This window comes from Enterobacter sp. Cy-643 (genome assembly GCF_011752815.1).
GTDB lineage: Bacteria > Pseudomonadota > Gammaproteobacteria > Enterobacterales > Enterobacteriaceae > Cedecea.
On the sequence record NZ_VWWV01000001.1, the window covers coordinates 498,593 to 522,202 of the forward strand.

At 55.8% G+C, this 23,610-nt stretch carries 22 protein-coding genes; 10 read left to right on the forward strand and 12 right to left on the reverse strand.

The features are described from left to right. Positions 1-25: 25 nt before the first annotated feature. The 9 genes from pdeN to F3J29_RS02380 form a co-directional block, all read right to left on the reverse strand. Positions 26-1,606 (reverse strand): cyclic di-3',5'-guanosine monophosphate phosphodiesterase PdeN, encoded by a 1,581-nt coding sequence (gene pdeN / locus F3J29_RS02340; protein WP_166862690.1) that lies wholly within the window; start codon positions 1,604-1,606, stop codon positions 26-28. A gap of 251 nt (positions 1,607-1,857) precedes the next feature. Continuing rightward, positions 1,858-2,424 carry a bifunctional murein DD-endopeptidase/murein LD-carboxypeptidase gene (gene mepS / locus F3J29_RS02345; RefSeq protein WP_039295455.1) on the reverse strand — a complete coding sequence of 189 codons (567 nt, stop codon included), beginning with the start codon at positions 2,422-2,424 and terminating at the stop codon, positions 1,858-1,860. 419 nt (positions 2,425-2,843) lie between these two features. Next, entirely contained in the window at positions 2,844-3,548 is a 705-nt protein-coding gene (locus F3J29_RS02350; protein WP_166862692.1) for a phosphatase PAP2 family protein, read from the reverse strand. Between the two features lie 45 nt (positions 3,549-3,593). Then, complete coding sequence (locus F3J29_RS02355) at positions 3,594-4,571, reverse strand: CobW family GTP-binding protein (protein ID WP_166862694.1); 978 nt, start codon at positions 4,569-4,571, stop codon at positions 3,594-3,596. 150 nt (positions 4,572-4,721) lie between these two features. Then, positions 4,722-6,188, reverse strand: a complete 1,467-nt coding sequence (locus F3J29_RS02360; protein ID WP_166862697.1) for a mannitol dehydrogenase family protein — start codon at positions 6,186-6,188, stop codon at positions 4,722-4,724. A gap of 191 nt (positions 6,189-6,379) precedes the next feature. Continuing rightward, positions 6,380-6,952, reverse strand: a complete 573-nt coding sequence (gene yeiP / locus F3J29_RS02365) for an elongation factor P-like protein YeiP (protein ID WP_008459912.1) — start codon at positions 6,950-6,952, stop codon at positions 6,380-6,382. Between the two features lie 164 nt (positions 6,953-7,116). Continuing rightward, complete coding sequence (locus F3J29_RS02370; protein WP_166862699.1) at positions 7,117-7,377, reverse strand: DUF2534 family protein; 261 nt, start codon at positions 7,375-7,377, stop codon at positions 7,117-7,119. A 61-nt stretch (positions 7,378-7,438) separates the two neighbouring features. Next, positions 7,439-9,505, reverse strand: coding sequence for a TonB-dependent receptor domain-containing protein (locus tag F3J29_RS02375; protein WP_166864866.1), 2,067 nt, complete (start codon positions 9,503-9,505; stop codon positions 7,439-7,441). Positions 9,506-9,634: 129 nt separating this feature from the next. Then, positions 9,635-10,075: a DUF2946 domain-containing protein gene (locus F3J29_RS02380; protein ID WP_166862701.1), complete on the reverse strand. Its 441-nt coding sequence runs from the start codon at positions 10,073-10,075 to the stop codon at positions 9,635-9,637. 133 nt (positions 10,076-10,208) lie between these two features. On the opposite strand from F3J29_RS02380, the gene F3J29_RS02385 reads away from it, so the two are divergent. After that, positions 10,209-10,463, forward strand: a complete 255-nt coding sequence (locus tag F3J29_RS02385) for a zinc/iron-chelating domain-containing protein (RefSeq protein ID WP_008459920.1) — start codon at positions 10,209-10,211, stop codon at positions 10,461-10,463. Here F3J29_RS02385 and setB read toward each other — a convergent pair. Continuing rightward, complete coding sequence (gene setB, locus F3J29_RS02390) at positions 10,460-11,644, reverse strand: sugar efflux transporter SetB (RefSeq protein WP_166862703.1); 1,185 nt, start codon at positions 11,642-11,644, stop codon at positions 10,460-10,462. The two genes, F3J29_RS02385 and setB, sit on opposite strands and share 4 nt — an antisense overlap. 386 nt (positions 11,645-12,030) lie before the next feature. Between setB and fruB the strand changes: the two genes are divergently transcribed. From fruB to fruA, 3 genes are read left to right on the forward strand one after another with little or no spacing between them, the layout of a single operon-like run. Beyond that, positions 12,031-13,161 carry a fused PTS fructose transporter subunit IIA/HPr protein gene (fruB, locus tag F3J29_RS02395; RefSeq protein WP_166862705.1) on the forward strand — a complete coding sequence of 377 codons (1,131 nt, stop codon included), beginning with the start codon at positions 12,031-12,033 and terminating at the stop codon, positions 13,159-13,161. After that, positions 13,161-14,099 (forward strand): 1-phosphofructokinase, encoded by a 939-nt coding sequence (gene fruK / locus F3J29_RS02400; RefSeq protein ID WP_008459923.1) that lies wholly within the window; start codon positions 13,161-13,163, stop codon positions 14,097-14,099. The genes fruB and fruK overlap by 1 nt, the downstream gene beginning before the upstream one ends. 16 nt (positions 14,100-14,115) lie before the next feature. Continuing rightward, a complete protein-coding gene (gene fruA / locus F3J29_RS02405; protein WP_166862707.1) occupies positions 14,116-15,804 on the forward strand; it encodes a PTS fructose transporter subunit IIBC in 1,689 nt (562 codons plus the stop codon). Positions 15,805-15,853: 49 nt separating this feature from the next. Here the strand turns inward: fruA and nfo are convergent, their stop codons facing one another. Beyond that, positions 15,854-16,711, reverse strand: a complete 858-nt coding sequence (gene nfo / locus F3J29_RS02410) for a deoxyribonuclease IV (RefSeq protein WP_166862709.1) — start codon at positions 16,709-16,711, stop codon at positions 15,854-15,856. An 85-nt stretch (positions 16,712-16,796) separates the two neighbouring features. After that, a complete protein-coding gene (locus tag F3J29_RS02415; RefSeq protein WP_166862711.1) occupies positions 16,797-17,846 on the reverse strand; it encodes a YeiH family protein in 1,050 nt (349 codons plus the stop codon). 125 nt (positions 17,847-17,971) lie between these two features. Between F3J29_RS02415 and yieE the strand changes: the two genes are divergently transcribed. The 6 genes from yieE (at position 17,972) to F3J29_RS02445 (ending at position 23,517) form a co-directional block, all read left to right on the forward strand. Further along, positions 17,972-18,838: a DNA-binding transcriptional regulator YeiE gene (yieE, locus tag F3J29_RS02420; RefSeq protein WP_166862713.1), complete on the forward strand. Its 867-nt coding sequence runs from the start codon at positions 17,972-17,974 to the stop codon at positions 18,836-18,838. 184 nt (positions 18,839-19,022) lie between these two features. Continuing rightward, the gene (locus F3J29_RS02425; protein WP_166864868.1) at positions 19,023-19,808 is read left to right on the forward strand and encodes a transporter substrate-binding domain-containing protein; all 786 of its coding nucleotides are present in this window, start codon (positions 19,023-19,025) and stop codon (positions 19,806-19,808) included. A gap of 10 nt (positions 19,809-19,818) precedes the next feature. Beyond that, complete coding sequence (locus F3J29_RS02430; RefSeq protein WP_166862715.1) at positions 19,819-20,487, forward strand: amino acid ABC transporter permease; 669 nt, start codon at positions 19,819-19,821, stop codon at positions 20,485-20,487. Continuing rightward, entirely contained in the window at positions 20,484-21,140 is a 657-nt protein-coding gene (locus F3J29_RS02435; protein WP_166862717.1) for an amino acid ABC transporter permease, read from the forward strand. Before F3J29_RS02430 ends, F3J29_RS02435 begins: the two co-directional genes overlap by 4 nt. Beyond that, the gene (locus F3J29_RS02440; RefSeq protein WP_166862719.1) at positions 21,121-21,858 is read left to right on the forward strand and encodes an amino acid ABC transporter ATP-binding protein; all 738 of its coding nucleotides are present in this window, start codon (positions 21,121-21,123) and stop codon (positions 21,856-21,858) included. Before F3J29_RS02435 ends, F3J29_RS02440 begins: the two co-directional genes overlap by 20 nt. Before the next feature lie 189 nt (positions 21,859-22,047). After that, positions 22,048-23,517 carry an amino acid permease gene (locus tag F3J29_RS02445; RefSeq protein ID WP_008459942.1) on the forward strand — a complete coding sequence of 490 codons (1,470 nt, stop codon included), beginning with the start codon at positions 22,048-22,050 and terminating at the stop codon, positions 23,515-23,517. Positions 23,518-23,610 lie beyond the last annotated feature (93 nt).

Below are 23,610 nucleotides of genomic sequence, written 5' to 3' on the forward strand. Positions count from 1 at the left end.
GCCGGTGAAGATTGCGCAATGTCTGTCAGTCTTTCAATTCATCATAAAGCGTGTGGGAGGGGTTCCAACTGACAAGCTGGCTTAGGGTCAGGGGGCGGCTGAAATAATAACCCTGCAGGAAGTTACAGCCGCGCTCGATAAGCCATTTCGCCTGCTCCGGCGTTTCAACCCCTTCGGCCACCGTGTTCATGTTCAGACGCTGGGCCAGCGTCAGCACGGCGTCCAGCACCGGAGCGGTCACCGTTTCCATGCCAATGGAGTTGACGAAGCCGCGGTCAATTTTCAGATAATCCAGCGTAAAACGCTCCAGATAGATCAGCGCGCTGTGGCCGGTGCCGAAGTCATCAACCGCGATTTCAAATCCCTGTTCGTGCAGCCAGGCAAAAATGCCCATTGCCTCTGTTTCTTTCAGCATGTCCCGTTCGGTTATCTCAAACACTAACTGGAAATGGTGCGGCGGCAGTGAAGAGGCGAAGGCCTGAATGTCCTGTTTAAACGTGGGGGAGTGCAAATGGCTTGGGGCGAGATTCACGCCGAGCTTAGCCCCGGCGGGCAGAACTTTTTGCAGCGTGGGCGCGTCCCGGGCAATCAATTCAAACAAATGGCGCGTGAGTGGCACAATCAGCTGCTGAGCTTCGGCAAAGCCGATAAACGCATCCGGGGGGATCATACCCGCCGTGGGGTGCTCCCAGCGCATGAGCACCTCTATGCCACGCATCTGCAACGCCTGTGAGTCGACCACGGGCTGGTAAACAACAAAAAATTGCCCCCGCTTGATGCCGGTAAGAATTTCTTTCCCGGCTCGGACTTTTACCGAGAGAAAGTAACCGCACAGCGCGACGCTCAGCAGGCCGGATAATAACCCGGCCAGAATGGCCAGTTGAATATCCTCCAGCGGCCACGGCGTACCATAAATGTAGAGTTTAATCGGGTAACCGTTAAGGACAGAGATTCTGGTGGGCGAGGGGGGAAGCTCATCGGTATTTATCACGTCCGGTGAATAGGACGTGAGCGCCTTGTTGCCCACCACCAGGGCCATGGAGCTGATGTCCTGCTGGCGGGAGGTGAAAACCAGGTAGGGCGTAAGATTGACGTTTAGGGTGGTAAAAACGCCGCGCCCCGAGGCCAGCGGGTTAAGAAACCAGGCGGCAATCACCGGCTTGCCGGGCATCATTGGCGTGCCGTTCATAATCGCCAGGTCGACGGTTTTATTGATATTGATCTCGGGTTCCAGCGCATCCATCGACATTTCCATGCTGCCGGTGGCGGAAGAGCAGTAGGCAATGCCGTTACGCACCAGCAAAAAGGCTCGTACGTTAGGATTAAAAGCCGCACGAGAAGTCAGTTCACCGCTGACCCTTTCACACTCGTTCATGGTTAAAGGCTGGATACCCTCGGCGGTGGCGTGAAGTTCTTTAAAGAAGGTATCCAGGTAGTTACTGATGTCGCGAGAGAGGAGGTTATAAGCGGACTCACGCTTTGAATGGAGCGCCAGGCTGGTTAGCCCGCCGATAAATATTGCGGCACATAATCCCATCAGCAGGCTAAACGCGACTATCTGCTTGGGGGTGCTAAAGTAGCGCGAAAAAATATTTCTATAAGACATGGAATTATGAGTCCCGCAGGGGCAAGCGAATCATCGTTTGTTTTGTGCTTTTTTCTGACTATAACCCATAACCAGGAAATTGTTTAACTTGTTTCACAAGGTAACTATTTCATTTTTTAATTTTTAGAGGAAAGAGTAACCAGCTGAATTTCAGGCATAAAAAAACGCTGCACTGGCAGCGTTTTAAACGTTGGTGGTTTTGCTGAGTAGCCAAGGGAATAACTCTCAACAAAACATCTCTTACGGCGGCGTTAGCTGCGGCTTAGCACCCGGCGCGCTTCGTTGTAACGCTTCTTCCAGTATGGCTCGTCCATGCTGGAGATCACAACGCCGCTGCTGGTGGAGGCATGTACAAATTGGTTATTCCCAATGTAGATGCCTACGTGGCGGCCAGTTGAGCCTGCACGGAACAGCACTAAATCACCGGTACGTAACTTATTACGCGAAACAGATTTACCGGACTCCTGCTGCTCAGACGTTGAGCGAGGCAGGGTTAAACCAAACTGCTCCTGGAATGTGCGCTGCACAAATGCAGAACAATCAATACCAGCCCTGCTGCTGCCGCCAAGACGGTAGCGTACACCTTTCCAGCTCGCGTATTGCTCCATAATGCGTGACTTCACGTCAACATTACGAACCATCTCTTCGAATTCATCCTGAGAGGCTTGCAGTAAAAAACCATCTTTTTCACCGACTGCATGCGTCTCAGAATGCATATTTGCTGTGTTAGTAGAACTACAGGCGGAGAGCATAACTGCCACCGCAATCGCGGGTATCGCCCGCAAGATGTATCTCAAAATAGGCTGAGATTTGACCATTTTGTTTGTTTTCCCTTGATGTCCTTAACGAATAATTCGTTATACAAAAATACCAACGTGACGAGACTAATTACCTAAAAGCCACGAGACAATTATTCATGCACAAAAATGTGGAACATCGCACACTTTTATTCACAGCACAAATAGACTAGCCGCTAAGCAAACTTTCCCGAGACTACCCGATAAAACCAGGCTATGCGAGCGTTTTTATTCTTATTTTTATAAGAAATTGTGATGATTCTTCGCGAAAGGTTATTTCGAACAAATGATCGGCAATGTTGCTGGTTTTATCGCCAGGCTATTCAAATTGAAGCGGATTTTGTGTGAGTAAATATTCATCTTACTGTCATAGTGATGAAAAAATAAACCAGGGCCCGGATGGACCCTGCTCGTTGACTATCTTCATCGCTTATTAACCGTCAGCGGGACGCTTTATATTTTCCCGGAACGGTGCGGTTCAGTATGGAAATTAACCGGTCGCTGACTGGGGTTAATAGCACCCAGGGCAGGCCAACCAGAGCAATAGAGACTGACCCGACGTAGACATCGGTAAACCAGTGCGCGCCTATCATTATTCTCGGTGAAGAGAAGATAAAGAAGATCGCGAGGGCAATAAGAAACGCTCGTGGGCCGAAATAACGCAGCATAAAACCTGTGAAGATAAGCAGCATCAGGCCGTGATCGCCGGGGAAGCTGTCGCTTGAGGCGTCTTTCGTCGGGAAGTGCAGCAGTTCGCTGACGCGATGAATGTCTTTAAAGTACAGCGTAGGGCTGGCGTGCACCACCGGGATAAGGTGGCCGAGCTGGTTGATGACCACGGCGCACAGCAGCATCACCACGCCCATCAGTACCAGGCGGCGGCGGCCAGCGCCGTCTTCATGCAGCCAGAACCAGGAAAACAGCGCGCCCATCGCCAGCAGCGAAATGCCGTCGAAGGCCCGGTTATTGGTGATGGCAATCAGCGTTAAAAAGGTATGGCTCTTAACCAGTTCATTATTAAAGAAATGGAACAGCGCGGCGTCAATGTTGAACCAAAATCCATGGTTCTCTGGCAGGTACCAGCTAAAGAACAGGGCAATGCCCAGGACGTTCAGCAGCAGGATAAAAGGGAGGCGATTAATCATGATACAGCTTCTAAATCTCATTCTGGGGGCGCGAAGGTAGACGCGCTAACTTAAACGTAAGCTCAACAGGCTGGCTTGCAGGACGTTCCAGTCGGGCTGAGCCGGGTGAATCAATTCGATGCGGCTGTCCAGCGGCGGCGAGGGTTGCGTTTCAATATGCAGGTCGTTGCCCTGGCGGTTGATACGTACCAGGCCTTCGGGAATACGCAACACGCCTTTGACTCGTTCAACCGGGGCAAGACGTGCCCACTCCAACAGGCCAATGGTGTCGAACACGGTTTCTTCATCGAAAATCCAGCCACAGGCGTAATAACCCTGCCCACTGTTCACGCTCCGGCGCCAGCGCTGATGCCCCGGCAGGCTCAGCGCGGCAAGGTTATGAGGAACCGACCGGGCATGCTGGTGCTCATGGCTGTGCGGCAGCTCGCGTTGGTTCAGTCTTGGCTTGTCGAGAAGGGCAATGCCGATGGCTCCTTTTTCCGCATGGACCAGTTCGCGGTTGTCGCCATTATTTTGATACCAGCGTGATAAAGCCGCCTGGCTTTCCTGCGTGGCGCGATCTTGTTTATTCGCCACAATGACGTCCGCCGCCGCAAGCTGGTCGCGGAAGTTCTCATTATTCAGGGCTTTTTCGTCGAGAAGCTGGCGAGCGTCAAGCAGGCAAAGCGTGGCGCGCAGATCAATCCACGGCTGATATACGTCGGCGGTGAGCATATCCAGGATTTGTTTCGGGTGGCCGAGGCCGGTGGGTTCAATCAGCAGGCGATCCGGTTTGCCCTGGCGCAGCAGCGTATTGAGGCCGACCTGCATCGGCAGGCCGTTAACGCAGCACATACAGCCGCCGGGGATCTCTTTCAGCAGCGCGCCGCTGTCTGCCAGCAGGGCGCCATCAATACCCACTTCGCCAAATTCATTGACCAGCACCGCCCATTTTTCATCGGCGGGCTTACTGGCCAGTAAATGTAAAATGGTGGTGGTTTTGCCGCTGCCCAGGAAGCCGGTAATTAAATTTGTTTTTGTCACGGTAACTCCGGGGGTTTACTGCCTGTAAACCACGTCAATCTGTCAGTGATTATTCATTATTTACGCTGACTATCCTGACGACAACCCGGTGAAAAGAGAAGCCTTAACGCGGCTTACCGCACCTTAAGACCACGTTAAGCGCATTGATTGTTAACTTAAGTGCAAGTTTTCGACCGCACCGCGTGCGCCCAGGCGAATGAGTTGCTGCCAGGCCTGCTGAACGTTTTCGACAAACTTTTCGTTTTTGGGCAGGTCATCACCAAAAATTTCGTTCAGGCTGAGGAGGGCGCCGACGCGTTCTTTTTCGTCGCTGTCGCTCACCAGCATCTGGATTTTGCCCTGGAGCGGATCGCGAACGTCAATCGCATGGCCCTGTTCGTCGAGGCCGCTAACGTAGCGCATCCAGCCGGCGATCCCGAGCGCCAGGCATGGCCAACTGCTCCCGTTTGCCAGATGCCAGCGCACGCTTTCCAGCCAGCGCTGAGGGAGCTTCTGACTGCCGTCCATGGCGATTTGCCAGGTACGGTGCTTCAGCGCCGGATTTGCGAACCGCTCGAGCAGGCTGGCGGCGTACTGATTCAAGTCGACGCCCCGAATATTCAGCGTCACCGCCTGCTCCTGCAGCATCAGGTGTTTTGCCGCACGGGCAAAGTGCTCGTCAGCCATACAATCATTAATATGCGGATAACCGGCGAGATAGCCGAGATAAGCCAGAAATGAGTGGCTGCCGTTGAGCATCCGCAGCTTCATCTGCTCGTAGGGCACCACATCGTCTACCATTTCCACGCCAACGGCTTCCCATTCCGGGCGACCGGCCACGAAGTTATCTTCGACAACCCACTGAATAAACGGCTCGGCGGCAATGGCGCAGGGGTCTTTTACACCCAGTATTTCCGCAATTTCCTGTAAAGATTCTTCCGTGGCTGCCGGGACAATGCGGTCGACCATCGTGCTGGGGAAGGTGACTTCTTTGGCGATCCATTCTGCCAGCTCAGCGCTTCGACTCGCGGCCATGCCCAGTACGGCCTGGCGAACCAGGTGCCCGTTATCAGGAATGTTATCGCAGGATAAGACCGTGAACGGGCTTAATCCGCGCTCGCGGCGGCGGCTTAGTGCCTCCACAAGTATTCCAGGGACAGAATGCGGAGCCCGAGGCGACGCCAGATCGTGAATAATCCGCTCATGGGTGGTATCGAGCTTTCCGCTGGCGGGATCGATGCAGTAGCCTTTTTCGGTCACAGTAAGGGAAACAATGGCGACCTGCGGTTCACAAAACTTCTCTATGATGGCTTCCATGCCGTCCAGTTTCGCATTCAGGCATTCTTTCACGGCGCCGATAACCCGTGCCTGGTTTCCCGTTGCCCCCTTTTCCAGCACCGTGAAAAGATGATCCTGTTGCCTGAGATCCTGCATCAGCTTATCGCCGTTAAACAGGCTGATCTCACAGATCCCCCAGTCGCCGCCAGGTTTGTTGAGCACCCGATCGGTGAGCAGCGCCTGATGCGCACGGTGGAAAGCGCCAAACCCAAAATGCACGATACGCGTCTTAAGCGCGCGGCGGTCGTAGTCTGGACGTTGAACGGTATCCGGAAGTGAAGCAGTGGCAAGGGTATCCATAGAGTCGCATCCTGTGTGGGGAAGGGGGAATCTATGCAGTGTAAAGCTGTATGACAGGAAATGAAATTGGTCTGTTTAGTTAATCAATTTTGTGTGATGCAAGTCTGATAATAAGATGATTAGGTCGAATTGGTATAATACCTTTGGTGGGGAGATGAAAAAAAACGCTCCCGAAGGAGCGTCATTTATAATCAGTCTGCGCGGCCCATAGAGCGTTTTTCTGCGATATGAATGCGGATTTTTTCCCCGGCAACCATGTATTCCGGCACCTGAATCACCAGGCCGGTGGACAGCGTTGCTGGCTTAGTACGGGAGCTGGCGGAAGCGCCTTTGATTCCCGGTGCCGTTTCGATGATTTCCAGGTCCACGGTTTGCGGCAGCTCCAGCGCCAGCAGCTGGCCGTCCCAGGTCAGCACCTGCATATCCGGCATACCGCCTTCAGGAATGAACTGCAGCTCTTCTTCGATCTGGTCTTTGGTGAAGATGTACGGCGTGTAATCTTCTTTATCCATGAACACGTATTCGTTGCCGTCGATATAAGAGAAGTCAACGAAGCGACGGGTTAGGGTGATGGTGTCAACGATATCATCACCTTTGAAGCGCTCTTCCACTTTCTGTCCGGTACGAACATCGGAGAAACGCATCTTATACAGGGTTGCTGCGCCGCGTGCGCTGGGAGCCTGGATATCAATGTCTTTAACAATCAGCAGTTTGCCGTTGTAATTGAGAACCATGCCTTTTTTGATTTCGTTAGCTCTTGCCATCGGTGTTTCCTGTCAAAAATTGAGATGCGAAAATATTGCGTCAAAGTACTCGTGAGGCGCGTTTCAGGCAAGAGGATTTGATAAAGAAGCACAAAAGTAAGGGGATTAAGGCTTGCGTGCCGACAACATCCTGACTTGCCGACACGCCGGAGGCGTAAAGCGCCCTAGCCGCGGCCATCCTTAGGTGCTAAGAAATAGAAAGCAAACGGCAGCGAACACAAAATAGTGAACATAATCGTGTAGATAGCGACCCACGCGCCCTGCATGATAAACATGTCCAGCGTCCACTGCTCCATTGGCCAGTTGTACTGCTCTTCCACGCCTTCAAAAGTCACCTTTGAAATAAGCGACACGACAACAGTAAAGACGATGACAACCGCGATAAGGAATTTTTTACCTTCTGGCGTACGAAGTTTGGCAAACATATCAGCCTCCTGGCTGGGAAATGATTAAGCGTAATGGCCCCGCTAATCGGGGCCGTAATGATTAAAACGTGACGTTCACTTTGCCCCAGACCGTTCGGCCTGGTTCATTAACCGGGGTGTTGGACGAATAGCCAAAGCTACTGTTGCCCGCCAGGTTCAGGTGCTCGCTGTAGGTTTTGTTAAACAGGTTATCGACGCCGGCGCTGAGCTTGATGGCTTTACTGAGGCGGTAAGCGGCGTTAGCGGAAAAAATCGCAAAGCCGCTGCTTTTCTCGAAATCTTTCCCGACAACGTTACCCTCGTTCAGCGCCACTCTCTGCTGGCTGCTGACCAGCCGCAGCAGGCCGGTGCTGCTCCAGTCTCCTTGTTCCCAGGTCAGGCCGAAGCGTGTTTCCAGTGGGGCAATTTGCGGCAGCGGCTGATGGTCGCTGGTGTTTTGCCCCCAGGCATACGCCAGGCTTGCGTCCGCCTTCCAGGCTTCGGTCAGCGCGTAGCTCATGCCCATTTCGCCTCCCATAATGGTGGCGTCCACGTTATCTGCCTGGCTGACGCGGGCGTTATTGGGGTCATAGCGGAAGAGAATAAAATCATTCACCCGGCCAAGGTACGCGGAAACCCAACTGTTGAAGCGCTCACCGCTGTACTGGGCGCCAATATCCAGCTGCGTCGTTTTTTCCGTTTTCAGGTTGTCGAAGACATTTTTAGTGCCGTCCGGTCCGTAGGTGGGGGAGAACAACTCCCAGTAATCCGGGAAGCGTTCGGTATAGCCCACGCCGGCATAAAGCATGACGGGGATGTCGCTCAGCGTTTGTTCGTAACGCACAAAACCTGCAGGTAGCGTTTTGCTCCGCACGCTGGCACCTACGTCCGTGTCATTATTGACGCGAGTCCGGTCGAGGCGCGCGCCGCCGATAACTTTGCTGCTGTCTGTGGCATTCCAGGTCAGTTCGCCAAAGAGACCTGCGTCCTGGAAACGGGCATCCTGTTTCCAGCCCGTGTCCTGTTTGCTGCGGTGGGTACTTTGCTGCCCGTCAATGCCGCTGCGCAGTTCGTAGTCAGACCACAGCCACGTGCCCATCATGCGGCCGCCAACCGTGCGGCGATCGAGCTGCATCGCCATCGGCATATTCATGCTCATAGATGAACCCATGTCCATCGAACTGCCCATATCCATGCCCATTGAGGAGGCCATATGCCCGCCGGACATGCTGCTGGACATTGTCCCCGGCGACCGCAGCGAATAGTTATCCATAATGTGGTTCGCGTAGTTGTAGTAGACGCTGCTTTCAAATTTGTTGAACACCTCGCCGATGTTCGACATTTCAAAGCGCGCCCCGAGGCTGTCGCGCCTGAACTGGGAGCCATCCATGCTGCGACCTGCGTAACGGGCTTCGCCGTTGCCTTTCCCCGCCGTGAGCTCCAGCAATGTATCTTTGTTGGGCGTCCAGCCCAGCGCAACGTCGGCGTTCCATTTATCCCACTTTGAGGGCACCCGGTTGCCGTTGCCGTCTTCGTAATCGCCGGAATGGGATTTATTGCCGGTCAGGCGTAAATAGCCGTCTTCACTTCCCAGGCTGACGTCTGCGTTGCTGTCCCAGCGCTGATTAGAGGCGGTAAGCAAGCTGGCCGTGCCCTGGATACCCGCTTTATCAAAGCGCGGCGGTTCCCTGTCAAAGCGCACCGTCCCCGCGGAGTTACCCGGTCCCCATAGCACGCTTTCCGGTCCTTTAATCAGCGTCAGCAGATCAAAGCTCTCCGGTGAAATATATGAACTTGGGGCGTCCATTCTGGCCGGGCATGCCCCCGGCATTTCACCATTATTGGTCAGAATACGCAGACGAGAGCCAAACATGCCGCGAAATACCGGATCGCCGTTGGTGCCGCCGTTGCGTATTTGCGAGAAGCCGGGGATGGTTTTCAGGTAGTCAGAGCCGTCGCTGGCTGGCACAGGTTGACGCGGCGTTTTAGGGGACGTCACAACCTCCAGCGGCGACGATGCCGGAGAGGTGACGATCATCACGGTATCGTCCGGCATATTCATCGCGTCATGTGAACCCGCCGCGATGGCTGCGGGAGAAGTGATAGCCAGCAGTATCAAAGATACCAGCGGCTTTAAATGCGTTTTCATCATTGCCTTACTGTCCTTCAGGCGTAACGCTGCTGCTCTTTATAAAAAGAACGGCCCGAGACGGCGCTTCAGCGCTGCCTGCGGCGCTTCAGCGCTGCCTGCGGCGTTACGCGGTTAATTATTGGTGTTTTATGCGAAGTAACAGACGGCAGAGGGCGGGGCGCGGGCCGGGTGCGGTGACCACGGGCGAGAAATCGCCGCGCAGCAGAGTGCGACCACCGGTGTCCGGCGCACGCAAATCAACAATAACAGCAGTAAAACGGTGAGGCAGAACTCAATAAAAGGCAGGTGGATCAGTAACTGGCAATATCCGCAGGCGATTTCCTCTCCCGGAGACATGCCCGGGCCGGACATCAGCATGTTGTGCGGCATTGAGGCCTGAGGGCAGGGTTCGGGCACAGGCATGTGATGGTCCATGTCAGACATGTCCATTGTCATCATCATGCTGCTGTGTTCGCAGGCTGAATGGTGCATCAGCGATTTTGAAATTACCGGTGCAATAAACAGCATGGCAACGGCAAGCAGCGCCAGCCAGCAGGCTGTTCGGTGAAAGTGATTGCGCCGTGACAAAACGTTACCGATCCGTAGTCGTTGTGGCGCAAGTGTATCCTGAAAGATGGAATGATGTTAAATGAATTGTTAGATTGACGCAGGCATTGGGTCTGATATTGTCACGCACCTTTTGACGCCGGTGGAAACGTAAATGGATTGTCGTCCTGACTGCGGCGCTTGCTGTACAGCGCCTTCAATATCAACGCCTATCCCCGGTATGCCGGAGGGGAAGCCTGCCAACACGCCCTGCATCCAACTGGACGAACGGCTCCGCTGCAAGCTGTTTGGATCGCCTTTGCGGCCTAAGGTGTGCGGCGGCCTCCAGCCTGCCAGAGAGATGTGTGGTACCTCACGCCAGCAGGCAATGGCGTATCTGATCCACCTTGAGGCTGCAACGGCGCCTTAAATATCTTTGATGCGGGCCATGCAGTAAATACTGATGGCAATCATCCCCAGCGCGATGAAAAAGACGCTGTGATAGTTCCAAATCTCGGCGACAATCCCGGCAAGCGAACCCGCAATGATCCAGCCCACGCGCGTAGTGTTGGTATACAGCGTGGTGGCGGCACCCGCCTGGCCAGGCATAAGATCCTGAAAATAGATCATGCCGATCCCGGCCAGAATTCCGATAAAAATGGCGTTTAACAGCTGTAGCCCAAGCAGCATATATTCATTGGTCAGCGTCACCATCCCGACGTAGAACAGCAGCCCGGCGACAACGGCAAAGCGCATCAGGAAGCGTTTACCGAAGCGTTTGGCGTAGTAGCCCGCAATCAGCATCGTTGGAATTTCCAGCCCGGCCGCGGTGCCCATCATGACGCCGGCGAGCTTCTCCGGCAGATGCAGCTCATTGATGATGTAAAGCGGCATATTGATGATATAGAGGCTGTTACAGCCCCACATCATGGTACAGGCGGCGAACAGGAGCAGGGCGTCGCGGCGGTTACGGCGCGGAGACTCGAGCCTGGCTTCTGCTTTCGCCACCGGTTCTTTGCGCATGGACGGCAAAAAGAGCCACACCATCGCCCCGCAAATCACAAAGGCAAACGCCGCGCTCAGGTACATCACTTTGAAGCCAAATCCCATCGCCAGCGCGTAGGCAATTGGCGGCCCAATCACCCAGGCAAGAGACACCTGCGCGCGAAGAATAGAGCTGAACATCACCGCTTCTCGCCCGGTGCTGTCGGCATGTTCGCGCGCAAGCGCAAACATCTGCGGATTGGCGGTAGAGCCGAAGCTGCTTAGAAACACGCCGACGAACAGCAAAATAAAGTAGTTACGGTTCCAGGCGAACAGGATGCAGCCCAGCGCGCCGAGCAGACAGCAGGCAAAAATCAGCGTTTTTCTGTCGCCTTTACGGTCGGAGCGCCCGGCTAAAAACTGGCTCACCAGAATGCCAATCACCGCGCTTCCGGTGAAGAAAAAACCGACCAGGGCAGGGCGAACGTGGACTTCATCGGTTAAAAACAGGCTTAGCGTTGGGGTTTGTAGCGCGCCGGCAATGCCGGTCAAAAAAGCCACAATCAGAAACGCCGTTGAGGTGAAATCCAGAGGCTTACGGGCGGCGGTAACGGGAGCGTTTTGCATACGAGTGGACGACAGGAAAAAGAATGCGCGGAGTTTACCCGCGTTGCCCCTAAATAGACAGATTTACCCTTAAATCCTGAGTGGGAACTCGCACAAATAATCCCGTATGCGAAGGCTGCTTCGGCGAGACGCCGCCGTAGCTGAAATTTGCTGATGCCTGTCTATAAACGGCTGTCAGTGCGCTGAACTTCCCGCCTGCTAAACTGAAAATGTGCTGAAGCTCTAAATTTCGCAAACAGAAATGCGAGAAATGTTGCGTCAAATGCAGCATTAGCGCAACACTCATTGAAACGTTTCAGCGTCATCTTTTTGCATCCCGCAGCTCGAGATGGCGCATTTTTTCTCAAGCAAGCTGAATCGTTTCAATTCAGCGAGAGAGGCGATCTATGTTCCAGTTATCTGTGCAGGATATTCACCCGGGCGAAGCTGCCGGGAACAAAGAAGACGCTATCCGCCAGGTTGCCGCCGCCCTTGTACAGGCAGGCAACGTCGGCGAAGGCTACGTCAACGGTATGCTGGCGCGTGAGCAGCAAACCACCACTTATTTAGGCAACGGGATTGCTATCCCGCACGGCACCACAGACACGCGCGATCTGGTACTGAAAACCGGCGTGCAGGTTTTCCAGTTCCCACAGGGCGTGGAGTGGGGAGAAGGGCAGACCGCTTACGTGGCGATTGGTATTGCCGCCAGCTCCGACGAGCACCTCGGCCTGCTGCGCCAGTTGACCCATGTGCTGAGTGACGACGACGTTGCCGCACAGCTGAAATCTGCCACCAGCGCGGAAGAACTCCGTGCGTTGCTGATGGGCGAGAAGCAAAGCTCCGCCCTGCTGCTGGACAACAGCCTGCTGGCGTTGAACGTCGAGGCGAGCGATTTGATAACGCTGCAGGCGCTGAACGCGGGCCGCCTGAAGCAGGCGGGTGCGGTTGATGCCGCTTTCGTCAGCAACGTAGTTGCCGGTAATCCGCTGTATCTCGGCCAGGGTATCTGGCTGAACGATAGCCCGGCAGGCAACCTGGCGAGCGCCGTTGCCGTCAGCCGTCCGGCGGCGAGTTTTGAGGAGAACGGAAACCCTGTTTCTCTGCTGATGACCGTGGCGGTTGCCGACGAGCAGCCTTTACAGGTGCTAAACCGTCTGAGCGACATGCTGATTAGCAACCGTGCCGACAGGCTTTTAAGCGCAGATGCGCCGGCACTGCTGACGCTGCTGACTAGCGATGATGCCCCGGCAGAAGAAGCGCTGAGCGCCGAATTTACCGTGCGTAATGAACACGGTCTGCACGCCCGGCCGGGTACGGCGCTGGTCAACACGATAAAACAATTCAATAGCGAAATTACCGTGACAAACCTTGATGGATCCGGGAAACCGGCAAATGGACGTAGCCTGATGAAAGTTGTTGCTCTGGGTGTGAAAAAAGGCCACCGACTGCGCTTTACCGCGCAGGGTGAAGATGCTGAACAGGCGCTGAAGGCGATTGGCGAAGCGATCTCTGAAGGACTGGGGGAGGGCGCGTAATGACCAGACGTGTAGCGACGATCACCCTAAACCCGGCCTATGACCTGGTGGGCTTTTGCCCGGAAATCGAACGTGGAGAAGTGAACCTGGTGCGCACCACCGGTCTGCATGCCGCGGGCAAGGGCATCAACGTAGCTAAAGTGCTTAAAGATCTTGGCATTGACGTGACCGTGGGCGGATTCCTCGGCAAAGACAACCAGGACGGTTTCCAGCAGTTGTTCAGCGAGCTGGGAATAGCCAATCGCTTCCAGGTTGTACAGGGCCGCACCCGCATCAACGTTAAGCTGACCGAAAAAGACGGGGAAGTTACCGACCTGAACTTTTCTGGTTTTGAAGTCACCGGTGCGGACTGGGAGCGCTTTGTGGCGGACTCCCTGAGCTGGCTGGGCCAGTTCGACATGGTTTGCGTCAGCGGCAGCCTGCCGGCGGGCGTTTCTCCGGAAGCGTTCACCGACTGGATGACGCGCCTGCGCAGCCAGTGTCCGTGCATCATTTTCGACAGCAGCCGCGAAGCGCTGGTTGCCGGTTTGAAAGCGGCACCGTGGCTGGTCAAACCGAACCGTCGTGAGCTGGAAATTTGGGCCGGTCGCAAGCTGCCCGAACTGAAGGATGTGATTGAGGCGGCACATGCGCTGCGCGAGCAGGGGATTGCGCATGTGGTGATTTCTCTCGGCGCGGAAGGTGCGCTGTGGGTTAACGCTTCAGGGGAATGGATTGCTAAACCACCAACCTGTGAAGTTGTGAGTACCGTTGGCGCAGGGGATTCCATGGTCGGCGGCCTGATTTATGGCCTGCTGATGCGCGAGTCCAGCGAACATACGCTGCGCCTTGCTACCGCCGTTGCGGCCCTGGCCGTTAGCCAGAGCAACGTAGGCATTACCGATCGTACACAGCTGGCCGCCATGATGGCTCGTGTCGACCTGAAACCTTTCCACTGACAGCAGGAGACAGGCAATGAAAACGCTGTTAATTATTGAGCCGGGACTTGGGCAGGCGCGCGCGTATCTCGCGAAGACGCTGCTCGGTGCCGCAGCGCCAAAAGCGCATCTCGACATTATTGATAATCCGAACGATGCCGAACTGGCGATTGTGGTTGGCAACGCCATTCCTGCTGATACCTCGCTGAACGGCAAAAAGGTGTTCCTGGGCGATATCGATCGCGCGGTTCAGCATCCTGAGCTGTTCCTGAGCGAAGCGAAAGGTAAGGCACATACGTACACTGCCCCGATAGCTTCCGCACCTGTGCCAGCAAAAGGGCCGAAGCGTATTGTTGCCGTCACCGCTTGCCCAACCGGCGTGGCACATACCTTTATGGCGGCGGAAGCCATCGAAACTGAAGCGAAAAAGCGCGGCTGGTGGGTGAAGGTAGAAACCCGTGGCTCCGTCGGCGCAGGAAACGCCATTACCCCTGAAGAAGTGGCCGAGGCGGATCTGGTTATTGTGGCGGCGGATATTGAAGTGGATCTGGCTAAATTTGCCGGGAAGCCGATGTACCGCACGTCTACGGGCCTGGCGCTGAAGAAAACGGCCCAGGAGCTTGATAAAGCGCTGGTTGAGGCCAAACCTTACGAAGCCGCAGGTAAAGCCAGCGTGGCGCAGGAATCCGGCAAAAAAGAAAGTGCCGGGGCGTATCGTCACCTGCTGACGGGCGTGTCTTACATGCTGCCGATGGTGGTTGCGGGCGGCCTGTGTATTGCCCTCTCCTTTGCCTTCGGTATCACTGCCTTTAAGGAACCTGGCACGCTTGCCGCGGCGCTGATGCAAATCGGCGGTGGCTCTGCGTTTGCGCTGATGGTGCCGGTTTTGGCGGGGTACATTGCCTTCTCGATTGCGGACCGTCCGGGCCTGACGCCGGGTCTTATCGGCGGCATGCTGGCCGTTAGCACTGGCTCAGGTTTTATCGGTGGTATCATCGCCGGTTTCCTGGCGGGCTACATCGCGAAACTGATTAGCTCGAAGCTGAAGCTGCCGCCGAGCATGGAAGCGCTGAAACCTATCCTGATCATTCCGCTGTTCTCAAGCCTGGTTGTTGGCCTGGCGATGATCTACCTGATTGGCACCCCGGTGGCTAAAATTCTGGCGGGTCTGACCCACTGGCTGCAAACCATGGGCACCGCGAACGCGGTTCTGCTGGGGGCTATTCTGGGTGGGATGATGTGTACCGACATGGGCGGCCCGGTGAACAAAGCAGCTTATGCCTTTGGTGTCGGTTTGCTCAGTACCCAGACCTACGCGCCGATGGCGGCGATTATGGCCGCGGGTATGGTGCCACCGCTGGCGCTGGGCCTGGCTACGCTGGTTGCTCGCCGTAAGTTTGATAAGGCGCAGCAGGAAGGCGGCAAAGCGGCGCTGGTGCTTGGGCTGTGCTTTATTACCGAAGGGGCGATTCCGTTTGCCGCCCGTGACCCGATGCGCGTGCTGCCTTGCTGCATCATCGGCGGGGCGTTAACCGGGGCGCTGTCCATGGCGGTTGGCGCGAAGCTGATGGCCCCGCACGGCGGCCTGTTTGTCCTGCTAATCCCTGGCGCCATTACCCCGGTGTTGGGCTACCTGCTGGCGATTGTGGCCGGTACTCTGGTGGCAGGCCTGTCCTACGCCTTCCTCAAGCGTCCGGAAGCGGAGCTGGCGGCGAAGGTCGCTTAATCTCCCGCCCGGCTAAAAAACGCCTCGCTAATGCGGGGCGTTTTTCTTTCTAAGCCGTCGCTTCCTCGTGCTGCTGTGCCTTGAGCCAGGCAATCTCTTCGGCCCAGATATCCGGGTTGGTGGTTTCCAGGATTAACGGAATGCCGTCGAAACGGGCGTCACGCATGATCCAGCTAAACGGCGTGTGGCCGATATTCCCGAGGCCGAGGCTGTTGTGGCGGTCAACGCGGCTGCCGAACTCACTTTTTGCATCGTTAAGGTGCATCCCACGCAGGTATTTGAAGCCGACAATACGCTCAAACTCGCTAAAGGTTTTTTCGCAGTCAGCTTCCGTGCGTAGATCGTACCCGGCGGCAAACGCATGGCAGGTGTCGATGCAGACGCCAACGCGGGATTTATCGTCCACGCCGTCAATAATTGCCGCGAGATGCTCAAAGCGGAAACCAAGGTTGCTGCCCTGGCCGGCGGTGTTTTCAATCACGGCGGTCACGCCTTCGGACTTCTCCAGCGCAATGTTAATCGACTCCGCAATGCGCTTCAGGCATTCCTCTTCCGGGATCTGCTTCAGGTGGCTGCCCGGATGGAAATTCAATAGCGTCAGCCCCAGTTGCTGGCAGCGCACCATTTCGTCGATGAATGCCTCGCGGGATTTTTCAAGCGCGTCCTCAACCGGGTGGCCGAGGTTGATCAGGTAACTGTCGTGGGGAAGGATTTGGCCTGGGCCATAATGGTATTTTTCGCAGGCGTTCTTAAAGTTGTCGATAACTTCGCTGGTCAGCGGCGCGGCGCGCCACTGGCGTTGATTCTTGGTGAACAGGGCAAAAGCGGTGGCTTCCAGTTCGTGGGCGCGGATGGCGGCGTTTTCCAGGCCGCCCGAGGCGCTAACGTGCGCTCCAATAAACTTCATCTGTCTTCTCCTGTTTCTTGACGGGCAAACCCGCTATCGGTAATCCGTCATGATAGCGGGTCAGGAGGCTTTTTTCCGTATTGAATTATGCTAACAGGTGATGAATTGCCAGGTTAATGGCCGCGCCGCCGACAATCAGCCAGATAAACAGCACCAGCGCCATAAGGAGCGGGCGAACCCCGGCTTTTTTCAGGGCGCTAACGTGGGTTGTCAGGCCCAGAGCCGCCATCGCCACGGCCAGCAGGAAGGTATCCAGCGTGACCAGCACGTTCACCAGGCCCTGTGGCAGGAAGTGGAAGGAGTTGAAAATCGCCACGCCAATAAACAGTATCGCAAACCACGGGATGGTAATTTTACCCGTTTGCGCCGCCCCGGCCGGCGCCAGAGATTTAACGCGGGCGGCCAGGAAAATCAGGAATGGGGCGAGCATCATCACGCGCAGCATTTTGGCAATAACCGCCGCATTTTCCGTTTCCGGGCTAATGGCGTGGCCTGCGGCAACGACCTGGGCAACTTCGTGCATCGTTGACCCGGTGTAGATCCCGAAGGCTTCCGGCGTAAACCAGTGGCTGACGAACGGATAGATCATCGGGTAGATAAAGATAGCCAGCGTCCCGAAGATAACCACGGTGGCGACGGCCACGGTGACTTTACTGGCTTCGGCTTTCACCACGGGTTCGGTGGCAAGTACCGCCGCCGCGCCGCAAATACTGCTGCCCGCACCAATCAGCCAGCTGGTTTGTCTGTCCAGGCCAAACACTTTCTGGCCGAGCCAGCAGGCGAGAGCGAAGGTGCTGCACAGCGTCAGCACGTCAATCACCAGGCCACTCACGCCAACGTCGGCAATTTGCGAAAACGTCAGGCGGAAACCATACAGAATAATGCCGAGGCGCAGAAGGTGCTGCTTGGCGAACAGCACGCCGCCGTCGCATTGCTGCCAGATTCTGGGGTACACGGTGTTGCCGATTATCATACCGCAAAGGATGGCGAGCGTCAGGGCGCTAAGGCCGACGCCGGCCACCGCTGGAATATTGCCAAGCCATAACGCCAGGCCGGTAATGGCGGCGGAAAGCGCCAGCCCCGGTAAAAAGTGCCACAGCGTGTGGCGGTGAGCTTGTACGGTGAGTGCTGTCATAACCTTCTCCTCTGTCTTAGCGAAAAGGCTACGCCTGGCTGGCATAAAAATAAAATTGATTATATATTTATAATTAATCTTTATAAGTGGTAAGCGACGCGCTGCCACCACAGGAAATCTCTCTTATGCATATCACGCTGCGGCAGCTGGAAGTCTTTGCTGAAGTGCTTAAAAGCGGTTCGACCACGCAAGCCTCCCAGATGCTGTCCCTCTCTCAGTCGGCGGTCAGCGCCGCGCTTGCCGATCTTGAAGGTCAGCTTGGGGTTCAGCTCTTTGACCGCGTGGGGAAGCGCCTCGTGGTCAATGAACACGGCAGGCTGCTTTACCCGCGAGTTGTGGGGCTGCTGGAGCAGGCCGGTGAAATAGAACAGCTGTTCCGGGAAGATAACGGCGCGATCCGCGTGTATGCCAGCAGCACTATTGGCAACTACATTCTGCCGGAGATGATTGCCCGCTATCGCCGCGATTTTCCGAAGCTGCCGCTGGAGCTCAGCGTCGGCAACAGCCAGGACGTTATTAACGCGGTGGCAGATTTTCGTGTGGACATTGGCCTGATAGAAGGACCTTGCCATATGGCTGAGCTGGTGACCGAGCCGTGGCTCGACGATGAGCTGGTGGTCTTTGCTTCGCCGGGCAACCCGCTGGTGCACCAGCCGGTGACGCTGGAAAGCCTGGCCAGGCAGCCGTGGATCCTGCGTGAGCGTGGCTCCGGCACCCGAGAAATCGTCGACTATTTATTGCTTTCGCACCTGCCAGAGTTTCAGCTGGGCATGGAGCTGGGCAATTCCGAGGCGATCAAACATGCGGTGCGCCACGGGCTGGGCATCAGCTGCCTGTCTCGCCGGGTGATTGCCGAGCAGCTGGAGAGCGGCTCATTGGTTGAAGTGGCTATTCCCCTCCCTCGTCTGGTGCGGACGCTGTACCGGATCCACCATCGCCAGAAACATATCTCTAACGCGCTGCTGCGTTTCCTGCGCTACTGTGAAGCATAATGCACCAAAATCTTGCAGCTGCACCTGATTGGGGTGTGGCTGCGAGGCAATCACCTTCCCGTTAACTTCTTTTTCACCGTGATGCAGCTGCAATCCTCTCGATTGATCTGCGTTGGCACATTAGTTGCAAAATTGAATTCAAAGAATCTTTTGTTTCAATCAGGCGACGAGGCTGCACATGACGATGAAAAAATGGTTGTTCTCTTTAGTTGGCGCAACGGTGCTGCTGGCTCAGGCCGGAGCGGTGATGGCCGATCAGCTGCAGGATATTGAAAAACGCGGCGTGCTGCGCGTGGCGGTTCCGCAGGATTTCCCGCCTTTTGGTTCGGTGAACGCTGACCTGAAACCTCAGGGCTATGACATTGATATGGCGGCTTACCTGGCGAAAGGTCTGAAGGTCAAGCTACAGCTGGTGCCGGTCACCAGCGCGAACCGCGTGCCGTATCTGCAGACGGACAAAGTTGACCTGGTCATTTCCAGCCTCGGCAAGAACGCCGAACGTGAAAAAGTTATCGATTTTAGCCGCGCTTACGCCCCGTTCTTCCTCGGCGTATTCGGGCCGAAAGATGGCGCAGTGACCGATGCTAAAGCGCTCAGCGGGAAAACCATTGGCGTGACCCGTGGCGCAGTAGAGGACATGGTGTTAACTGACCTCGCGCCGAAAGACGCCGACGTAAAGCGCTACGAAGACAATAACACCACCATCTCCGCCTATCTTTCAGGCCAGGTGCAGTACATCGCCACCGGGAACCTGGTTGTGGCGGCGATTGCCCGCCAGAGCCCAGCCAAAGCGCCGGTCAGCAAATTTATGCTTAAGGACTCGCCTTGCTACATCGGGCTGAAAAAGAATGAACCTGCGCTGAAAGCGAAGGTGGACGAGCTGATTGGCGAGGCGCTGAAGGACAATACGCTCAACACTCTGTCGCAGAAATGGATGCAGGCGCCGCTGCCTGCCAACCTCGGCGCTTGAGGAGCCGGGCATGACCACGCAACTTGATTTTGCCGGTCTGCTGCCTTACTGGCCGGAGCTACTTTCCGGCCTGTGGGTGACGCTGGGACTCACTTTTATGGCGACGGTCGGTGGCGTTGCCATCGGCATTACCGGGGCGGCCATTCGCAGCGGAAAGCCGGGGCTGTTAAGCCTGGCGTGGGGCGGCTACGTGGAGCTGATTCGCAACACGCCGTTCGTGGTGCAGCTGTTCTTTATTGTCTTTGGGCTCCCGGCGCTGGGGCTAAAGCTTAACGCCGGGGAAGCGGCGCTTATCGCGATGCTGATTAATTTAGGAGCTTACAGCACCGAGATTATTCGCGCGGGTATTCAGGTGACGCCGAAAGGGCAGTGGGAAGCCGCTCGCGTGCTGGGGTTAAGCCGCAGCCAGACCTTTATACGCGTGGTGCTGCCGCCGTCGCTGAAGCGCATTTATCCGTCGCTGGTCAGCCAGTGCATCATCGTGATGCTGGGCTCTTCCGTGGTGTCTCAGGTGTCCTGTGAAGATCTGACCTTTGCGGCCAGCCTCATTCAGTCGCGTACCTTCCTCAGCTTCGAGGTCTATCTGGTGACGACCGTAATGTATCTGGTGCTGTCGTTAATGATGCGTCAACTGCTGCTGGCGGCAGGGCGGAAATGGTTGGGGAGGGATGTCGGATGATGATGTTTACCGACTGGGATATCGTGCGCAACCTGCTGCTGGCGGCCCGCTGGACGGTGCTGCTGTCGCTGATTGCGTTTTTCTGCGGCACTCTGGTGACGTTGCCTCTATTACTGCTGCGCATGAGCCGCTGGACATGGCCCAAACGCTTCATCAGCGCTTATGTTGCGCTGTTTCAGGGTACGCCGCTGCTGATGCAATTGTTCCTCGCTTTCTTCGGGATTGCGCTGTTTGGCATTGACGTCAGCCCCTGGACGGCGGCCACGCTTGCGCTGACGCTGTTTACCAGCGCATTTCTGCTGGATATTTGGTACGGCAGTATCCGTGCTTTGCCGAAAGGCCAGTGGGAAGCCTGCCGCTGTCTCGGTTTGAGCTTCGGGCAGACGCTGTGCCGGGTCATTGCCCCACAGGCTATGCGTATCGCCGTGGCGCCTACGGTCGGGTTTTCGGTGCAGGTTATTAAGGGCACGGCCCTGGCCTCGATCATCGGTTTCGTCGAGCTGACCAAAGCCGGCACCATGTTGAATAACGTGACGTTTGAGCCGTTTAAAGTCTTTGCCCTGGTGGCGCTTGGCTATTTCTTACTTTGCTACCCGCTGTCTCGCTACAGCCGCTACCTGGAGAAAAAATTTAATGCCGCTCATCACCATTAATGATGTACAGAAATATTATGGCGACAATCACGTCCTGAAGGGCGTGAGTCTTGATATCGACATGGGAGAAGTGGTGTCGATTATCGGCCGCAGCGGTTCTGGCAAAAGTACGCTGCTGCGCTGCATGAACGGACTCGAAGGCTACCAGGACGGCAGTATCAAGCTGGGCGGGATGACCATTACCGACCGTGAGTCTCAGGCGCGTGAAATCAGCCGTTCCGTGGGTATGGTGTTTCAGAACTTTAACCTATTCCCGCACATGACCGCGCTGGAAAACGTGATGCTGGCGCCGCGTCGGGTACTGAATAAAAGCGCTGCCGAATGCCGCGAGCTGGGGCTGGAGATGCTCAACAAAGTCGGCCTGGGGGAGCGGGTGGATTACTACCCGGCTAACCTGTCCGGCGGCCAGCAGCAGCGCGTGGCCATTGCCAGGGCGCTGGCGATGAACCCTAAAGTCTTGCTGTGCGATGAAATCACCTCGGCGCTTGACCCGGAGTTAGTGGGGGAAGTGCTGAAAGTGCTCGAACGGCTTGCGGCAGAGGGCATGACGCTTATTCTGGTCACCCATGAAATGAACTTTGCCCGGGAAGTCGGCGACCGCGTGGTGTTTATGCACCAGGGCAAAGTGTGGGAGCAGGGGGAGAGCAAGTCGTTCTTCGCCAATCCCCGGACTCAAGAGCTGCAGCAGTTTATTTCGTCCGTGCGCGGACTAGGCTAATCTTTTATCGCCGGGCAGGGCATTGCCCCGGCGGTTTTTTAATTCCCCTCAATTTATCGGCCTGATAAGTGACTTGCTAATAATCGCCGGGCGATCATGAAGCTCTCTTATAACCCGGGATTTCTGCTATCTGAACAAAGACGTTTTGTTACAATCTTGCCTCATTTTTTGGATAGGCAACAATTTCCTATGGTTTCACAAGATAAAACGACAGAAGCGCCTGGCTTACGCCGCGAATTAAAGGCGCGCCACCTGACGATGATCGCCATCGGCGGATCCATCGGCACGGGGCTTTTCGTTGCCTCTGGGGCAACAATTTCTCAGGCTGGACCGGGCGGGGCGCTGCTCTCTTATATGCTGATTGGCCTGATGGTGTACTTCCTGATGACCAGTCTGGGCGAACTGGCGGCATTTATGCCGGTGTCCGGCTCTTTCGCGACCTACGGCCAGAAATATGTCGAAGACGGCTTCGGCTTCGCGCTCGGCTGGAACTACTGGTACAACTGGGCGGTGACTATCGCCGTTGACCTCGTGGCCGCACAGCTGGTGATGAATTACTGGTTCCCGGACACACCGGGCTGGATCTGGAGTGCGTTATTCCTGGGCATAATGTTCCTGCTGAACTGGATCTCCGTAAAGGGCTTCGGTGAAGCGGAATACTGGTTCTCGCTGATAAAAGTGACCACCGTCATCATCTTCATCATTGTGGGTGTGATGATGATCGTGGGTATTTTCAAAGGGGCGCAGCCGGTAGGCTGGAGCAACTGGACAACCGGCGATGCGCCGTTTGCCGGGGGCTTTGCCGCAATGATCGGCGTGGCGATGATCGTCGGCTTCTCTTTCCAGGGCACAGAGCTTATCGGGATTGCCGCCGGGGAGTCCGCCGATCCGGAGAAAAACATTCCTCGCGCCGTGCGTCAGGTGTTCTGGCGTATCCTGCTGTTCTACGTGTTCGCGATTCTGATTGTCAGCCTGATCATTCCTTATACCGATCCAAGCCTGCTGCGCAATGACGTGAAGGACATCAGCGTCAGCCCGTTCACTCTGGTGTTCCAGCATGCGGGCCTGCTGTCTGCGGCGGCGGTCATGAACGCCGTGATCCTGACGGCGGTGCTGTCGGCGGGTAACTCAGGCATGTATGCTTCCACGCGCATGCTTTACACCCTGGCCTGCGACGGCAAAGCGCCGCGTATTTTCTCGAAGCTGTCAAAAGGCGGCGTGCCGCGGAACGCACTGTATGCCACCACCGTTATTGCCGCGCTCTGCTTCCTGACCTCTATGTTTGGCAACCAGACCGTTTACCTCTGGCTGCTGAACACCTCGGGAATGACCGGCTTTATTGCCTGGCTCGGGATTGCCATCAGCCACTACCGCTTCCGTCGCGGCTACGTGCTGCAGGGCAACGACATTAACGACCTGCCGTACCGCTCGGGCTTCTTCCCTATTGGGCCGATTTTCGCGTTCGTGCTGTGCCTGATCATCACGCTGGGCCAAAACTATGAAGCGTTCCTGTCGGATACCATTGACTGGGGCGGCGTGGCGGCGACCTACATCGGCATCCCGCTGTTCCTGGCTATCTGGTTTGGCTACAAGATAACGAAGGGCAGCCGCTTCGTGCGCTACAGCGAAATGGAATTCCCGAAATTTCGTGAGAAATAAGCCTTAGCAACAATAAGTTACTCTTTAAAGGGCGCGATCATCGCGCCCTTTTTTATTTCGCTCTCGCCAGCAATAATTCCTTCAGGTTATAGT

Bases quoted from the DNA above. Each gene is read 5' to 3' on its own strand.
- pdeN (WP_166862690.1), bottom strand. From the start codon at position 1,606: ATGTCTTATAGAAATATTTTTTCGCGCTACTTTAGCACCCCCAAGCAG.
- mepS (WP_039295455.1), bottom strand. From the start codon at position 2,424: ATGGTCAAATCTCAGCCTATTTTGAGATACATCTTGCGGGCGATACCC.
- F3J29_RS02350 (WP_166862692.1), bottom strand. From the start codon at position 3,548: ATGATTAATCGCCTCCCTTTTATCCTGCTGCTGAACGTCCTGGGCATT.
- F3J29_RS02360 (WP_166862697.1), bottom strand. From the start codon at position 6,188: ATGGATACCCTTGCCACTGCTTCACTTCCGGATACCGTTCAACGTCCA.
- yeiP (WP_008459912.1), bottom strand. From the start codon at position 6,952: ATGGCAAGAGCTAACGAAATCAAAAAAGGCATGGTTCTCAATTACAAC.
- F3J29_RS02370 (WP_166862699.1), bottom strand. From the start codon at position 7,377: ATGTTTGCCAAACTTCGTACGCCAGAAGGTAAAAAATTCCTTATCGCG.
- F3J29_RS02375 (WP_166864866.1), bottom strand. From the start codon at position 9,505: ATGAAAACGCATTTAAAGCCGCTGGTATCTTTGATACTGCTGGCTATC.
- F3J29_RS02385 (WP_008459920.1), top strand. From the start codon at position 10,209: ATGGATTGTCGTCCTGACTGCGGCGCTTGCTGTACAGCGCCTTCAATA.
- setB (WP_166862703.1), bottom strand. From the start codon at position 11,644: ATGCAAAACGCTCCCGTTACCGCCGCCCGTAAGCCTCTGGATTTCACC.
- fruB (WP_166862705.1), top strand. From the start codon at position 12,031: ATGTTCCAGTTATCTGTGCAGGATATTCACCCGGGCGAAGCTGCCGGG.
- fruK (WP_008459923.1), top strand. From the start codon at position 13,161: ATGACCAGACGTGTAGCGACGATCACCCTAAACCCGGCCTATGACCTG.
- fruA (WP_166862707.1), top strand. From the start codon at position 14,116: ATGAAAACGCTGTTAATTATTGAGCCGGGACTTGGGCAGGCGCGCGCG.
- nfo (WP_166862709.1), bottom strand. From the start codon at position 16,711: ATGAAGTTTATTGGAGCGCACGTTAGCGCCTCGGGCGGCCTGGAAAAC.
- F3J29_RS02415 (WP_166862711.1), bottom strand. From the start codon at position 17,846: ATGACAGCACTCACCGTACAAGCTCACCGCCACACGCTGTGGCACTTT.
- yieE (WP_166862713.1), top strand. From the start codon at position 17,972: ATGCATATCACGCTGCGGCAGCTGGAAGTCTTTGCTGAAGTGCTTAAA.
- F3J29_RS02425 (WP_166864868.1), top strand. From the start codon at position 19,023: ATGAAAAAATGGTTGTTCTCTTTAGTTGGCGCAACGGTGCTGCTGGCT.
- F3J29_RS02430 (WP_166862715.1), top strand. From the start codon at position 19,819: ATGACCACGCAACTTGATTTTGCCGGTCTGCTGCCTTACTGGCCGGAG.
- F3J29_RS02435 (WP_166862717.1), top strand. From the start codon at position 20,484: ATGATGATGTTTACCGACTGGGATATCGTGCGCAACCTGCTGCTGGCG.
- F3J29_RS02440 (WP_166862719.1), top strand. From the start codon at position 21,121: ATGCCGCTCATCACCATTAATGATGTACAGAAATATTATGGCGACAAT.
- F3J29_RS02445 (WP_008459942.1), top strand. From the start codon at position 22,048: ATGGTTTCACAAGATAAAACGACAGAAGCGCCTGGCTTACGCCGCGAA.